At 57.2% G+C, this 14914-nt stretch carries 15 protein-coding genes and 4 tRNA genes; 16 read left to right on the forward strand and 3 right to left on the reverse strand.

The window, feature by feature from the left end:
- Positions 1-79: 79 nt before the first annotated feature.
- Together alaC and THISIDRAFT_RS14105 are read right to left on the reverse strand one after the other, a co-directional pair.
- Positions 80-1276, reverse strand: coding sequence for an alanine transaminase (gene alaC / locus THISIDRAFT_RS14100; protein ID WP_006786946.1), 1197 nt, complete (start codon positions 1274-1276; stop codon positions 80-82).
- A gap of 195 nt (positions 1277-1471) precedes the next feature.
- The gene (locus THISIDRAFT_RS14105) at positions 1472-2056 is read right to left on the reverse strand and encodes a DUF2062 domain-containing protein (RefSeq protein ID WP_050984860.1); all 585 of its coding nucleotides are present in this window, start codon (positions 2054-2056) and stop codon (positions 1472-1474) included.
- A 230-nt stretch (positions 2057-2286) separates the two neighbouring features.
- Here THISIDRAFT_RS14105 and sucC point away from each other — a divergent pair, with 230 nt between their 5' ends.
- From sucC to THISIDRAFT_RS14150, 9 genes are all read left to right on the forward strand, one after another.
- The gene (sucC, locus tag THISIDRAFT_RS14110) at positions 2287-3456 is read left to right on the forward strand and encodes an ADP-forming succinate--CoA ligase subunit beta (protein ID WP_006786948.1); all 1170 of its coding nucleotides are present in this window, start codon (positions 2287-2289) and stop codon (positions 3454-3456) included.
- On the forward strand, positions 3456-4325 hold the full coding sequence (gene sucD, locus THISIDRAFT_RS14115) for a succinate--CoA ligase subunit alpha (RefSeq protein ID WP_006786949.1): 870 nt from the start codon (positions 3456-3458) through the stop codon (positions 4323-4325). The genes sucC and sucD overlap by 1 nt, the downstream gene beginning before the upstream one ends.
- A 44-nt stretch (positions 4326-4369) precedes the next feature.
- Positions 4370-4795, forward strand: a complete 426-nt coding sequence (locus tag THISIDRAFT_RS14120) for a secondary thiamine-phosphate synthase enzyme YjbQ (RefSeq protein ID WP_006786950.1) — start codon at positions 4370-4372, stop codon at positions 4793-4795.
- Between the two features lie 5 nt (positions 4796-4800).
- Positions 4801-6105, forward strand: coding sequence for a RuBisCO large subunit C-terminal-like domain-containing protein (locus THISIDRAFT_RS14125; protein ID WP_006786951.1), 1305 nt, complete (start codon positions 4801-4803; stop codon positions 6103-6105).
- A 126-nt stretch (positions 6106-6231) separates the two neighbouring features.
- Positions 6232-6747: a zinc ribbon-containing protein gene (locus THISIDRAFT_RS14130; RefSeq protein WP_006786952.1), complete on the forward strand. Its 516-nt coding sequence runs from the start codon at positions 6232-6234 to the stop codon at positions 6745-6747.
- 29 nt (positions 6748-6776) lie between these two features.
- Positions 6777-7433, forward strand: coding sequence for a protein-L-isoaspartate O-methyltransferase family protein (locus THISIDRAFT_RS14135; protein WP_006786953.1), 657 nt, complete (start codon positions 6777-6779; stop codon positions 7431-7433).
- Positions 7434-7602: 169 nt separating this feature from the next.
- Positions 7603-7986 (forward strand): hypothetical protein, encoded by a 384-nt coding sequence (locus THISIDRAFT_RS14140; protein WP_006786954.1) that lies wholly within the window; start codon positions 7603-7605, stop codon positions 7984-7986.
- A 50-nt stretch (positions 7987-8036) separates the two neighbouring features.
- Entirely contained in the window at positions 8037-9113 is a 1077-nt protein-coding gene (aroB, locus tag THISIDRAFT_RS14145) for a 3-dehydroquinate synthase (protein ID WP_006786955.1), read from the forward strand.
- Between the two features lie 77 nt (positions 9114-9190).
- Entirely contained in the window at positions 9191-10357 is a 1167-nt protein-coding gene (locus THISIDRAFT_RS14150; RefSeq protein ID WP_006786956.1) for a deoxyguanosinetriphosphate triphosphohydrolase, read from the forward strand.
- A 324-nt stretch (positions 10358-10681) separates the two neighbouring features.
- Here THISIDRAFT_RS14150 and THISIDRAFT_RS14155 read toward each other — a convergent pair whose 3' ends face one another.
- Positions 10682-11983 carry an ISNCY family transposase gene (locus THISIDRAFT_RS14155; protein ID WP_006786022.1) on the reverse strand — a complete coding sequence of 434 codons (1302 nt, stop codon included), beginning with the start codon at positions 11981-11983 and terminating at the stop codon, positions 10682-10684.
- A 136-nt stretch (positions 11984-12119) separates the two neighbouring features.
- On the opposite strand from THISIDRAFT_RS14155, the gene THISIDRAFT_RS14160 reads away from it, so the two are divergent.
- The 7 genes from THISIDRAFT_RS14160 to nusG all read left to right on the forward strand — a co-directional run bounded on the left by THISIDRAFT_RS14160 (position 12120) and on the right by nusG (position 14877).
- Positions 12120-12204, forward strand: a tRNA-Tyr gene (locus tag THISIDRAFT_RS14160).
- A 120-nt stretch (positions 12205-12324) separates the two neighbouring features.
- A tRNA-Gly gene (locus tag THISIDRAFT_RS14165) sits at positions 12325-12398 on the forward strand.
- 16 nt (positions 12399-12414) lie between these two features.
- Positions 12415-12490 (forward strand) — tRNA-Thr (locus THISIDRAFT_RS14170).
- A 64-nt stretch (positions 12491-12554) separates the two neighbouring features.
- Positions 12555-13745, forward strand: coding sequence for an elongation factor Tu (tuf, locus tag THISIDRAFT_RS14175; protein WP_006786957.1), 1191 nt, complete (start codon positions 12555-12557; stop codon positions 13743-13745).
- 75 nt (positions 13746-13820) lie between these two features.
- Positions 13821-13896, forward strand: a tRNA-Trp gene (locus THISIDRAFT_RS14180).
- Between the two features lie 58 nt (positions 13897-13954).
- Complete coding sequence (gene secE, locus THISIDRAFT_RS14185; RefSeq protein ID WP_006786958.1) at positions 13955-14332, forward strand: preprotein translocase subunit SecE; 378 nt, start codon at positions 13955-13957, stop codon at positions 14330-14332.
- Between the two features lie 11 nt (positions 14333-14343).
- Complete coding sequence (gene nusG / locus THISIDRAFT_RS14190) at positions 14344-14877, forward strand: transcription termination/antitermination protein NusG (protein ID WP_006786959.1); 534 nt, start codon at positions 14344-14346, stop codon at positions 14875-14877.
- Positions 14878-14914: the final 37 nt, after the last annotated feature.

A 14914-nucleotide genomic window follows, 5' to 3' on the forward strand; every position in this document is an offset into this window, starting at 1 on the left:
AACACGCCGCCTGTCGCTAAGGCAGGGCGTGCTATCGTTGCGTATCATGCGGCATGGTTGCATTGAAAATCGGGGCCTTTCAGCCCGCCAGCAAATGCCCGTCTTCGCGCAGCATGGCGCGAATCCCGCGCAGCGCCTGACGGGTGCGGTGCTCATTTTCAATCAGGCTGAAGCGCACATGGGTATCGCCATAACTGCCAAAGCCAATCCCCGGCGAAACGGCCACCTTGGCCTGCTTTAACAGCTTTTTGGAAAACTCCAGCGACCCCATCTCCACATACGGCGCAGGAATCGGCGCCCAGACAAACATCGTCGCCTTGGGCTTATCCACCGTCCAGCCCAGATGGTTCAAACCATCACACAACACATCCCGGCGGTTTTGATAAAGCTGGCAGATTTCATGGCGACATTCCTGCGGACCTTCCAACGCCGCAATCGCCGCCACCTGAATCGGCGTGAAGGTGCCATAATCCAGATAGGACTTAATCCGCGCCAGCGCCGCCACCAGGGTCGGATTGCCGCACATAAAGCCCACCCGCCAGCCGGGCATGTTATAACTTTTAGATAGCGTGAAAAACTCCACCGCCACCTCCTTAGCCCCCGGCACCTGCAGAATCGACGGCGCCACATAGCCATCAAACACAATATCGGCATAGGCAATATCATGCACCACCCAGATCCCGTATTCACGCGCAATCGCCACCACTTTCTCAAAAAAATCCAGCTCCACACATTGCGTGGTGGGATTGCCGGGAAAGTTTAGAATCAACATCTTGGGGCGCGGCCAGGAATCCTGAATGCTTTTTACCAGCTCGGCAAAAAAATCCACCCCTGGGGTCAGCGGCACATGGCGAATATCCGCCCCGGCGATGACACAGCCATACGGATGAATCGGATAGGCCGGATTGGGCACCAACACCGCATCCCCCGGCCCCAATGTCGCCAGCGCCAGATGTGCCAGTCCTTCCTTGGAGCCAATGGTTACCACCGCCTCGGTTTCAGGATCAAGGCTGACCTGATAGCGCTCGGCATACCAGCGGCTAATCGCCCGGCGCAGGCGCGGAATGCCCTTGGACATGGAATAGCGGTGCGTATCATCGCGCTGCGCAACCTCCACCAATTTAGCCACAATATGCGGCGGGGTCGGCTGATCCGGATTGCCCATGCCAAAGTCAATGATATCCTCGCCACGCGCACGCGCCTTGGCCTTTAGATCGTTAACGATATTGAATACATAGGGCGGAAGGCGTTTAATTCTCGGAAATTCATCAATCATGGGCGCATTATTATTAAAAGGGCAAAGGGCAGAAGGAGATAATTGAGTCTATGCAACAGCGCGCAGCAGGGCACAAAGCCTTAAAAAATAAACCGCGCAAAACAAGCGCTTGATTCTAGCACTGCAACGCGGTATCCCGCCATCCCTGCAACCATCATGGAGCAGCGCTGCATGCGTTCTGGTAGCCGCGGTGTATCAGTGGTGGCGCTGATCGGGGGGGGGCTCGCTATGGGATTTTTTCAATGCCTTGTGTTGTTTGCGCAAGGTGAGCAGGCGGCGGCGTTTTTCCTTGAGACGGCGGATAATATGCAAACGCCAGATGATGCGGATGAACAGGTATCCGAGGATGGCGGCGACGGCACTCATGATCAGGCTGCCAACGAGCAGGGGTTTCCAGATAAACAGCAGTTCTTCGCTGAACCATTGGGCGTCGAGGGTTAAGGCAAAGCCGCGTGCGGGTTCATCGAGTACGCGCCGCCCGATCTGGTAGGCGATAAAAAAGATAAATGGCATGGTTAGCGGGTTGGAAACCCAGACCAGCAGCACCGAGATCGGCAGGTTGACACGCAGGATGATGGCCAGCGTGGCGGCAACCACCATTTGCATCGGGACGGGCAAAAAGGCGCAAAATAGCCCCACGGCAAAGGCATTGGCCACCGAGCGGCGATTCATGTGCCACAGGTTGGGGTCTTGTAGCAGAGTGCCAAAAAAGCGCAGCGAGGGATGATGGCGCACGCGCTGATAGGCCGGAAAGAGTTTTTTGATGAGATTTTTAGCCATGCCAGCGCGTGTCATCGAGGTATTGGTCTATGGGTATGCCTTTTAAAGAACAATAAAATCTAAAGATATAATCGTTTATTCATAAAAATGCGCGGTTGCGTGTTTCCCCCAGCGTGGCGAACGGTTACAATATTTTCAGCTCAGGCAGATAGCAAGCATTGCGCCTGTTCCGGTGCAATGTGCGTCGTTCATTCCATCTTCATCAGCCAGGATTTGACGTTTACTTCCCTATGAATCTACACGAATACCAAGCCAAGGCGCTGCTGCGTGATTATGGTATTGCCCTGCCCCCGGCAGTGGCGGTGCGCTCCCTTGATGAATTGCCACAGGCCTGTGCGCAGCTGGGCGGGGATCAGTGGGTGGCCAAGGCGCAGATTTATGCCGGCAGTCGCGGCAAGGCGGGGGGAATCAGGGTGGCCAAGGGCACCGCTGAGCTGCGTGAGGTTGTTGAGGCCATGCTGGGGAGTCAGTTGGTGACGCCGCAAACCGGCCCGGAGGGGTTGCCGGTGCATACCGTGTTGCTGGAGACGCCGGTGGCCATTGCCCGCGAGCTTTATGTGGGGCTGCTGGTGGATCGCTCGCATGGACGCATTACCTTGGTGGTTTCCGATGCCGGGGGTACGGATATCGAGGAGGTGGCGGCCCAGACCCCGGAGCGTATTATTACCCTGTTTTTGGACCCCATTGCCGGATTGATGCCCTATCAGGCACGGCGGGCGGCCTTTGGCCTGAATCTGCAGGGGGCACAGATCAATGCCCTGGTGACCTTGTTGACCCAGCTGTATCGGCTGTTTTTGGCGGTGGATGCGACCCTGATTGAGATCAACCCGCTGGTGGTGGATGCTGATGGCACGCTGATGGCCCTGGATGCCAAGATTACCCTGGATGATAACGCCTTGTATCGGCAAACGGCACTGGCCGCCTTGCGCGATGTCTCGCAAGAAGATGAGCGTGAGGTCAAGGCGCGTGAGCAGGCGCTCAATTATATCCATCTGGGCGGCAATATCGGCTGTATGGTCAACGGCGCCGGGCTGGCGATGGCCACCATGGATCTGATCAAATTGCACGGCGGCGAACCGGCCAATTTTCTGGACGTGGGCGGGGGCACGACGGCTGAACGGGTGACCTATGCGTTTAAGCTGATTCTTGAGGATCCGGCTGTGCGAGCGGTGTTTGTGAATATCTTTGGCGGGATTGTGCGCTGTGATCTGATTGCCGAGGGGATTATTCAGGCCGTGCGTGAGGTGGGGGTTAAGGTGCCGGTAGTGGTACGCCTGGAGGGAACCAATGTGGATCAGGGACGGGAATTATTGCAGGCCAGTGGGCTAAATATCATCACCGCCAGCGATTTGACCGATGGCGCGCAAAAGGCGGTGACCGCCGCGCAAGGGGGGCTGTGATGGGCATTTTGGTGGATGCACAGACGCGGGTGATTTGTCAGGGCTTTACCGGCAAGCAGGGCACCTTTCATGCCGCCCAGGCGCTGGCCTACGGGACGCAGATGGTCGGCGGGGTAACGCCCGGCAAGGGCGGACAGACCCATTTGGGCCTGCCAGTCTTTGATACGGTGGTCGAGGCGGTGCGCGAAACCGGTGCCAATGCCAGCATGATTTATGTGCCCGCCGCCCTGGCCGCCGATGCGATTCTGGAGGCTTTTGATGCCGGGATCGGGGTGATTGTGTGCATCACCGAGGGCATTCCGGTTTTGGATATGCTCAAAGTCACGGCAGTGCTTTCGGGCAGCACGGTGCGCTTGATCGGCCCGAATTGTCCGGGGGTGATTACTCCCGGCGCCTGCAAAATCGGCATCATGCCGGGACATATTCATCAGTCGGGCTGTGTCGGGATTGTCTCGCGCTCAGGCACGCTGACCTATGAAGCGGTCAAGCAAACCACCGACACCGGTCTGGGGCAAAGCACCTGCGTAGGCATTGGCGGTGATCCGATTCACGGCATGGATTTCATTGACTGTCTGGATCTGTTTGAACAGGACCCGCAGACCGAGGGCATTATTCTGGTCGGTGAGATCGGCGGCACCATTGAGGAAGAGGCCGCCGAACATATCAAGGCCCATATCAGCAAGCCGGTGGTGGCACATGTGGCCGGGGCGACCGCCCCCACCGGGCGGCGCATGGGTCATGCCGGGGCGATTATCGCCGGTGGCAAAGGGACTGCTGAACAAAAATTTGCAGCCCTGCGCGCTGCCGGGGTTGAGGTGGTGGCCTCGCCAGCGGATATGGGTGCCCGCATCAAGGCGCTCTTGGACTAATGGCGCAGCCTTGCCCCAGCCGGGCCGAATGAGAGACAAAAATCATGAAATATCTGCAGGAAACCTTGAGCTTAAGCACCGTTACGCCACTGCAAATCATCGACCTGAGCGAGCCGGTGCGTGCCTTTGTGCAATCCAGCGGGCTGCAAAACGGCCTGCTGACGATTTTCTCCACCCATACCACCGCCTATATCAGCATTAACGAACAAGAGGCCCTGCTGGAAAAGGATATGCTGGCCTTTCTGAAACGTCAGGCACCCCGTGATGGGGATTATCAGCATAATCTCAAGCCTGCGGACGGGCGCGATAATGCCCATGCCCATCTGCTGGGCCTGTCGATGAATGCCTCAGAAAGCATCCCGCTGTATGCCGGCAAGCTGGCCTTGGGAACCTGGCAATCGGTGTTTTTTATTGAACTTGACGGCCCGCGTCCGGCGCGTCAGGTGATCCTGCACTTAATGGGAGATTAGCCCCCTTGCATCCGCACGACATTAGCGGCTTTTTTGCCTCGCTGGAACAGTTAAACCGCGATGATTATTTAATCCTTGATTACTATCTGGAGTGTCAGGGCGATCCCGAACTGGCGGCGGCACATTTTTGCAGTGAGCAGTCTACTGCCCAATGGAAGCGCGTGGGCGTGGATGAGGATTTTCGCCCACGCTTTGGCGCCAAGGTCATTGAGCTGCGCATCCTGGAACGTCTGGAAGCCCCCAGCTATCCCCTGGATACGCCGTTTGCCGGGCCGTTGACCGCCTGTCGCCTCAAAATTGCCCACCCGCACGCCAATTTTGGCCCCAAACTGCCCAATCTGCTCAGTGCCATCTGTGGGGAAGGGGTGTTTTTTGCCCCCGGCATTCCCATTGTCAAACTGCTGGATATTGAATTTCCCGCCGTCTATCTGGAGGCCTTTGCAGGCCCTAAATTCGGCATCCAGGGTCTGCGCGAGCAACTCAAGGTGCAGGATCGACCGATTTTTTTCGGTGTGATCAAGCCCAACATCGGACTCGCGCCAGAACCCTTTGCCCAGGCGGGCTATGAAAGCTGGCTGGGCGGGCTGGATATTGCCAAAGACGATGAAATGCTGGCCGATGTCAGCTGGTCTACCCTCGAAACCCGCTCGCGTCTGCTGGGTGCGCTACGCCAGAAGGCCGAACAGGAAACCGGCGAGCCGAAAATCTATCTGGCCAATATCACCGACGAGGTTGACCGGCTGTTGGCCCTGCATGATATCGCCGTTGCCAATGGGGCCAACGCCTTGATGGTGAATGCCTTGACCACCGGCCTAAGCGCCGTGCGGATGCTACGCAAACATACCTCTGTGCCGCTGGTGGGGCATTTTCCGATGATTGCCGCCTTCAGCCGTCTGCCACATTATGGCATCCACAGCCGCGTATTTACCCACCTGCAGCGTATCGCCGGTTTTGATGTGATCATCATGCCCGGTTTTGGGTCACGCATGATGACCCCACATGCCGAGGTATGTGACTGCGTGCAAGCCTGTACCGATGACCTCAGTGCATCACTCAAACCCGCCCTGCCGGTGCCTGGCGGCAGTGACTGGGCGGGCACGCTGGCGGGTGTTTATGAGCAGGTCGGCTCCATTGATTTTGGTTTTGTGCCGGGGCGCGGCGTCTTCAGTCATCCACAAGGACCGCGTGGCGGTGCCGCCAGCATCCGCCAGGCCTGGGACGCCATTCGTCAGGGCATCGCCTTGCCAGACTATGCCCGCGAACACCCCGAACTGGCGGCGGCAATACAGGCTTTCGGGGCGCGGGAGTAATCTGGAAGGCCGTGGAGCGCCGAGTTTCTCTTGGCCCGTCGGAATACCACATCCACCTGTAAAAGCCTGGTTTAAAAACAGCCGAGTACAACTCGGCACGCCATCAACCATGTGAGGACTGCAACCATGCACACGCATGATTCACCAGATGATAAAGACCGCCTGGCACACGCCTATGATGCGATGCTGGAGCGGGTCAAGCAGATGCTGGACAGTGCCGAAGAAGTCGGGCATACCATTGAACAGGCCCTGGATCGGGCCTATCACCGCGCTATTGAGCTTGACGAAATCACTCGTGAAGAGGCTGAAAAGGTGCGTGATTATGTGCGCCGTGACCTGCACGATATGGGGGATTACATCAAGCAGACGCAGCAAGATTATCGTGCCTGGCTGCAGATGGATCTGCAATTGATTGAGGCGCGGGTTTTGGATTTGATCGCCTCGGTGGCTGATCGCACCAAACTGGAACTGAGCGAATGGGCGGCGCGTGCCCAGGTGGCTATTTTGTGGCATACCGGCGAGATTACCGGGCCAGGGGTGTTGCGCTGTGAAGGCTGCGGGGAAAAGCTGCATTTCAAAAACAGTGGGCGCATTCCGCCCTGCCCCAAATGTCACGCCACGGTTTTTAAACGCGGTCGCTAACTTAACCCTTTGATGTAACAGGAGGCTTTATGGATTTTGCGCAGGCCCGCTTTAACATGGTAGAACAGCAAATCCGTCCCTGGGATGTGCTTAACACCCGTATTCTTGCCGCCATTGAGCAAACACCGCGTGAACATTTTGTGCCGCTCGCACATCAAAAACTTGCCTACGCCGATCTGGAAATCCCTCTGGATTGCGGCGAATACATGATGTCGCCAAAGCTTGAGGCGCGCTTGCTGCAAGCCCTGGACCCGCAACCCAGCGAAATTTGTCTGGAAGTGGGCACCGGCTCAGGCTATCTGACGGCCTGCCTGGCGCGCTTATGTGCGCAGGTGGATAGCATTGAGATTCATGCCCCATTAAAGCAGGCCGCGACACAACGGCTCAAAGCCCAGGGCATTGAAAACTGCCAGGTGCGCGAAGGCGATGCGGCCTACGGGTATACGCGGATGCGGATGCGCTATGATCTGATCGCGGTGACGGGCTCTTTGCCGGAATATCACCCCGCCTTTGAACAACAGCTTACGCTCGGTGGGCGTTTATTTGTAATCACGGGTGAAGGGTATGCGATGCAGGCCCACTTGATCACGCGCCTGGGTGAGGGTGAATTTGCCCGTGAGGTGCTGCTTGAAACGCATGTTCCAGCATTGCAGGGTGTCAAAGTCCCGGACAGATTTGTATTTTAGCGTAAGGCTTCATCACAGCCTGGCCCATTCACCATCGGTAGCAAAGCCGCTATTGGGATATAATCCCCTCCGGATTTGACTCAGGCCGGTCCAGCGTGTGCCGTCGTGTCAGCGTACTCACGGCACACGCCCCGGCTTTTTAAGCTATCTTTGAAGAGGGTTTGTATTTGTGAAATATGCAGCCAAGCGCGTATGGCCTGAAGCGCCCAAACAGTGGGAATATGAAGGTGAAGCGGAGCAGATGGAGGCCTTTGCGCTGGAATACGCCAGCAGTCAGCAGCTTGCTCAGGGAACGGAAATCATCGTCATTGAAAAAGGCGGCGATCTGGGACTGGAGTATTTCCGCGTCACCGACACAGCACCTTATGCCGTTGTGACCAGTCAACCCCGTCTGGAACGGGAAGACTCAGTCATCCCGACCACCTTGGCCGCCACCGGGATACGCCCCTTTATCATCGCCATCACCAAGATGACCCTGATTGCCGTCACCATCGGCGTGGTCGTGCTGGGCGCCATTTTGCTGATGCGTTCCATGGGTATCAATGCACAATAGGCGCGTCTTGGCCTGATCCATCACTTTGCACGGTTGATAATGCCCGTTTTATGCACACCTTGACCCTTGATCTGGGCGAGCGCAGTTACCCGATTCATATCGGCGCTGATGCCCTCAACGATGTCCGGCTGTTTGCGCCCTATCTGGGTGATGGCCGCCGCTGCCTGATTGTGACCAATGAAGTGGTGGCTCCCCTGTATCTGGCGCAACTGCAGGCCACGCTTAGCGGTTATGCCCCTGATGTGCTGATTTTGCCCGATGGCGAGCAATACAAAACCCTCGCCACGCTGGAGCGTATCTATACCGCCTTGCTAGAGGCCCGGCATGATCGCGGCGTGGTGCTGTTGGCCCTGGGTGGCGGGGTAATCGGTGATATGACCGGTTTTGCGGCAGCCACCTATCAGCGCGGTGTGGATTTCATCCAGATCCCGACCACCCTGCTGGCGCAAGTGGACTCCTCCGTTGGCGGCAAAACCGGCGTGAATCACCCCCTGGGTAAAAACATGATCGGGGCCTTTTATCAGCCGCGCTGCGTGGTGATTGACACCCAAACTCTGCAGACTCTGCCTGATCGCGAATTGAGCGCCGGGCTGGCCGAGGTGATCAAATACGGCCTGATTGCCGATGCGGATTTTTTTGTCTGGCTGGAGCAGCATTTACCCCAGCTGCGTGCCAAAGACACCCCCGCGCTGATTCATGCCATCCGCCGCTCCTGTGAAACCAAGGCCGCCGTGGTGGCTGAAGATGAGCGCGAAGGCGGACGGCGGGCAATTTTAAATCTCGGTCATACCTTCGGTCATGCCATTGAAACCGGCCTGGGCTATGGCGAATGGCTGCACGGCGAAGCGGTGGGGGCGGGCATGGTCATGGCGGCGCAACTGTCTGAGCGCCTGGGTTGGCTGGATCAGGCCACGGTCACCCGTATCCAGACCCTGATTGCCGCCGCCGATCTGCCCACCCGGCCACCGCAGGCGCTGTCAGCGACACGGCTGCGTGAACTGATGGCGGTGGATAAAAAAGTCTTGCGCGGTCAGCTGCGACTGGTTTTGTTAAAGGCCATCGGCGAGGCCATCGTTACTGCAGCGGTTGCTCCCGCTGAGCTGGAGGCCGTACTGGCCGGGTCCTGAGCCGGTGTTTTCGTGGCGGCATCTTCCAGATGCCGCTTTTTTATGAAACGTCGCTCATTAGAGCAGGTAATCCAGCCATGCCCTTCAGTTACAGCCAACCCTTAGCCCCCTACGCCCTCAGCGATGCACAATCGCGAGGCCGTCGCCATGCCGAGGCCCTGCCTACGCAGCGCAGCGAATTTCAGCGGGATCGTGACCGCATTGTGCATTGCACGGCCTTTCGACGCCTGGAATACAAAACCCAGGTGTTTGTGAATCACGAAGGCGATCTGTTCCGCACCCGCCTGACCCATACCATCGAAGTGGCGCAGATTGCCCGCTCCTGCGCCCGCACACTGGGACTGAATGAAGACCTCACCGAGGCCATCGCCTTGGCCCATGATCTGGGACATACCCCCTTTGGCCATGCTGGACAGGATACCCTCAATGCCTGTATGCGCGACGATGGCGGCTTTGAACACAACCTGCAATCGCTACGGGTGGTAGATCATCTGGAACGGCGTTATGCCGAGTTTGACGGACTCAACCTGTGCTTTGAGACCCGCGAAGGGATTCTCAAACACTGCGCCCTGAAAGATGCCAGCACCCTGGGCGAAGTGGGCGAGCGCTTTGTCCTGGGCCTGCAGCCCTCGCTTGAAGCGCAACTGACCAACCTTGCCGACGAGATTGCCTACAACAACCACGATGTTGATGATGGTCTGCGCGCCGGTATTATTAGCGTAGAAGACCTGCTCGAGATTGAGCTGTTTGCCGAACATTACCACGCCGTCTGCGCCCGCTACCCCCAGCTTGACGCCAAGCGCACTCGCCACGAAGTCATCCGCCGCATGATCAACCACCTGGTCAGCGACCTGCTCAGCACCTCACAGGCCCGCATCAGCCAGTCCGGAGTCGGCAGCGTTGATGAAGTGCGCCAATATCCCGAACCCCTGATCGGATTTAGCAGCGCCACCCGCGAAGCAAACCGGGAACTCAAACGCTTCCTGCACCGCCGCCTCTATCAACACTATCGGGTACACCGCATGACCAAAAAAGCCGACCGCCTGGTCCATGCGCTGTTCGATGCCTACCTCAATGACCCCAAACTGCTGCCCGATGAACACCAACGCAACGTCACCACCCTGGAACATGAACACGGACGCAGCGGCCGCGCCCGCGCCGTCGCCGATTACATCGCCGGCATGACCGACCGCTTCGCCATCGGCGAATACCAGCGCCTGTTCAACCCCGACATGCTGTCGTAGGCAGAGACTGCATCAAACACTTCCAGATCAGGCAGATATAAAGCCTTCTTGTGGTAAAACGCAGTTGTGCTGGGCACAACAATTCCCGTTGATCCAAGCAAGCCTGATTTTTATTTTTTGAGGCTTGAATATCAAAAGCTTAGGGCTGTGTTTCTGGCGAAAAATGCGCACGTTTATGAAGCGAAGGCGGAGTATTGAGGTATATGGCAGGGATGTAAAAACAAATGTCTGTCAACCCAATTCTGTAAAAACAAATGTCTGTCAACCCAATTCAGAAAAGTCCCCTTTTGTGCAAAGCAGAAGTGTCCCCCGTAGAATGCGTGGTTATGGTGTTTGGGCTGGTGCCGGAGTGATGTTGCCCCGACCTCTCCAAGGGTGGTCCGGCGCCGGTTTGTAGGTTGGCTTGGCGGTCTGTTTTGCCTTGGCCTGGTCGACGCTGTGGTGGACACTTTTTTCATCATCCAGCGGTGTGGGCGGTTCGCCCTCAGCCAACAGACGGTAAGGCATGATGTGCCCCTGGTGCAGGAGGGTGATGGTGCCGTCGAAGGCCTCGCAGACGGTGAGGGTGGCACCCCGCAGGCGGTAGCCCTTGCCCTGTCCCTGAAGCTGATATTCCCGGTTCTTGAACTGGAAGCAAAGGTTCTTGGAGAGCTTACGGGTATGGTGCAGGCAAAGGATGAGGGCCTGCTCCTCGGGGCTGTGCAGCACCGGTCGGTGGGCATCCTGGGGGCTTTGTGGCTCGACGGCGAAGCGGGCGTTGAAGTCGGCCATGAAGGTGGGGAGGAAGGCGTTGGCGGCGTCGATGTCCGAGATCTCACGCAGGCGCAGCTCCTTGACCAAACGGTCTTGCAGGGTCTGGTTGGCCCGCTCCACCCGCCCCTTGGCCTGAGGCGTGTTGGCATGAATGGCGGCGATGTCGAGGGTCTTGAGGGCGCGGGAAAACTGGGTCAGCTCCCCGTCGTGCTCAGGATGATTGACACGGAAGATGCTGTGTTTGTCTGAGTAGAGGGCCACCGGACGTCCGTGCTGATCCAGGTATTGCTGTAGGGTCTCCATGTAGGCCTGGGTGGTCTCGGCGGGCACGAAGCGCAGGGCCATCAGGCGCCCTGTGGCGTCGTCGATGAACACAATCAGGGTACAGCGCGGGCCGCGCACCTCAAACCAGTCATGGGGCGAGCCGTCGATTTGAATGAGCTCCCCCAGGCAGGGGCGGCGTGGACGGCGCTGATGAATGCGGGCTTGCTTGCGTTGCTTGGGCTGCCATAGCCCATCGGCCACCATCCACTGGCGCAGGGTCTCGACCGAGAGATGATGACCATGGCGCTCGGCCAGCTTTTCGCAGGCCAGGGTGGGGCCAAAGTCGGTGTAGTGCGTCTTGACCAAGGCGAGCACCTCCTGGCGTACTGTCTCGGCAATGGCGTTATTGGGACGTCGGCCACGGTGGCCACTGCGTAGCCCTGTCGCCCCATGCTCACGATAGCGGCGAACCAGGCGCTTGACCTGGCGCACGCTCAACCCCAGGCGCTGGGCCGCCTCGGCCTGCCGCAGATGCTTGTTCGCCACCGCCTGAATCATCTCTAGTCGGTCAATTTCTTTGTGACTCATCGTAATGTGCTCCTTCGTCATGCGTGCCCCTCCCGCTTAAATATAAAGGGGACATTTTAGAATTGGACGAAGGGGACATTACTGCTTTGGGCTAACAGTAAAAACAAATGTCTTGACATTTTTTCAGCGGCTCACTAAAATTGCGCGCTCTCATCTTGGAGGGGTTCCCGAGCGGTCAAAGGGGGCAGACTGTAAATCTGCTGGCTCAGCCTTCGAAGGTTCGAATCCTTCTCCCTCCACCAGGATTTTTATTAGATGGTTGTTATGCAAACGGTCTGATGTGTGTTTTAAGGCGTTGAGCCGCTCTATGCTCCGCTTAGCAGGTCTTGTCTGAAGGCTGGGATGCCCGATATTAAGATGTTGCGGGTGTAGTTCAATGGTAGAACCTCAGCCTTCCAAGCTGATGGTGTGGGTTCGATTCCCATCACCCGCTCCAGTGTTGTGATGTTTTAGCCCATATAGCTCAGTCGGTAGAGCACTTCCTTGGTAAGGAAGAGGTCACCGGTTCAAATCCGGTTATGGGCTCCATTTTCTTTTGCTCGTTATTCATTCAGTTAAAACAAGATATCAAGCGTCAACGGGGTATTGAGCCATGTCCAAGGAAAAATTTGAGCGTAAGAAGCCGCACGTCAACGTGGGAACCATTGGTCACGTAGACCATGGGAAAACAACCTTGACCGCCGCGCTGACCGTGGTACAGGCCAAAAAATTTGGTGGCGAAGCCCGTGCCTACGACCAGATTGACAACGCCCCGGAAGAACGCGCCCGTGGGATCACCATTGCCACCGCGCACGTCGAATACGAATCCGAAAACCGCCACTACGCCCATGTAGACTGCCCCGGCCATGCCGACTACGTCAAAAACATGATCACCGGTGCGGCGCAGATGGACGGCGCCATCCTGGTCGTGAGCGCGGCTGACGGCCCGATGCCCCAGACCCGCGAACACATCCTGCTCGCCCGTCAGGTAGGCGTGCCCTACATCGTCGTCTTCCTCAACAAAGCCGACATGGTAGACGACGCCGAACTGCTCGAGCTGGTCGAAATGGAAGTCCGCGACCTGCTCTCCAGCTACGAATTTCCGGGGGACGACACCCCCATCGTCATAGGCTCCGCCCTCAAAGCACTTGAAGGCGACACCTCCGACATCGGCGTGCCCGCCATCGACAAACTCATAGCCGCCCTCGACAGCTACATCCCGGAGCCCGAGCGCGCCATTGACGGCGCCTTCCTCATGCCCGTCGAAGACGTCTTCTCCATCTCCGGGCGTGGCACCGTCGTCACCGGTCGTATTGAGCGTGGCATCGTCAAAGTCGGCGACGAAGTCTCCATTGTCGGCATCCGCGACACCCAGAAAAGCACCGTCACCGGCGTAGAAATGTTCCGCAAACTGCTCGACCAGGGACAGGCCGGAGACAACGTTGGGGTCTTGCTGCGTGGCACCAAACGCGACGACGTAGAACGCGGACAAGTGCTGTGCAAAACCGGCTCCATCACGCCGCACACTAAATTTGAAGCCGAGGTATACGTCCTGTCCAAAGAAGAAGGCGGACGCCACACCCCGTTCTTCAACGGCTACCGTCCGCAGTTTTACTTCCGCACCACCGACGTGACCGGATCAGTAGACCTGCCAGAAGGCATCGAAATGGTCATGCCGGGCGATAACGTCAAAGTTGTGGTATCGCTGATCAACCCGATTGCGATGGAGGAAGGATTGCGCTTTGCGATTCGTGAAGGTGGCCGCACAGTCGGTGCCGGCGTTGTTGCCAAAATCATTGAGTGATTCAGAGTTGTTTTTATCGGCAGCAGTTGGCTGCCGGTTTGCAGTGCCCATCAAGTTGTTGTTAGTAAAAGCTTTAGGCCAGTAGCTCAATTGGCAGAGCAGCGGTCTCCAAAACCGCAGGTTGGGGGTTCAAGTCCCTCCTGGCCTGCCATATCTCTTCAAAACGACGCCCTTTGGGGCGTCGCATAACCTTTTAAGTAATTCATCCTATGACAGGCAAAGCTGAAGTAGAACGCTCCGGGGTTGATACCGCGAAGCTGGTAGCCGCTGTGTTGCTGCTGGTTGCGGGCGTGCTTGCGTTTTATTGGTTTGCCGCCGAGTCGTTATTGTTTCGGGTGTTGGGCCTGTTAGCGGTTGTCGGCGTTGCTGTGGGCATTTTTGCCACGACTGCGCCCGGACGCGCCTTGTGGGGCTTTTTGGGTGAGTCGCGCAATGAAGTGCGCAAGATGGTCTGGCCGACCCGTGCCGAGGCCCTGCAGACGACCTTGATCGTTATTCTGGTCGTGATTATCGTCGCCATATTTTTATGGCTGGTGGATATGTTCCTGGGTTGGTCCGTGCGTTCTATTATCGGTACTGGCGCGTGAGGAACCTCTAAATGGCCTTGCGTTGGTACGTTGTGCAAGCCTATTCAGGCTTTGAAAACCATGTAAAGCGCTCCATGATGGAGCGCATCAAGCGTTTTAATATGGAAGATAAGTTTGGTGATATTCTCGTGCCCACTGAGGAAGTGGTGGAAATGCGGGATGGCCAAAAGCGCAAAAGCGAGCGCAAGTTTTTTCCCGGTTATGTGCTGGTGCAGATGGAGATGAGCGAGGAAGCCTGGCATCTGGTGCGCGATGTGCCCAAGGTGTTGGGATTTATTGGAGGCAGCGCCGATCGACCTGCGCCGATCAGTGACCGTGAGGCCAATAATATCCTGCAGCGGATGCAGGATGGTATTGAAAAACCCCGTCCCAAGGTTTTGTTTGAACCGGGCGAGGTGGTGCGTGTAACCGATGGTCCTTTCAATGACTTCAATGGCGTCGTTGAAGAAGTCAACTATGAGAAAAACCGTCTCTTGGTTGCCGTGCAGATTTTTGGCCGTTCCACACCCGTGGAGCTGGAATTTCATCAAGTCGAAAAAGTCTAGCGATTCTGACTGTTTGCGATCCTGCTTAGGGTCAGAC

This window comes from Thiorhodospira sibirica ATCC 700588 (assembly GCF_000227725.2).
GTDB classification, from domain to species: Bacteria; Pseudomonadota; Gammaproteobacteria; order Ectothiorhodospirales; family Ectothiorhodospiraceae; genus Thiorhodospira; species Thiorhodospira sibirica.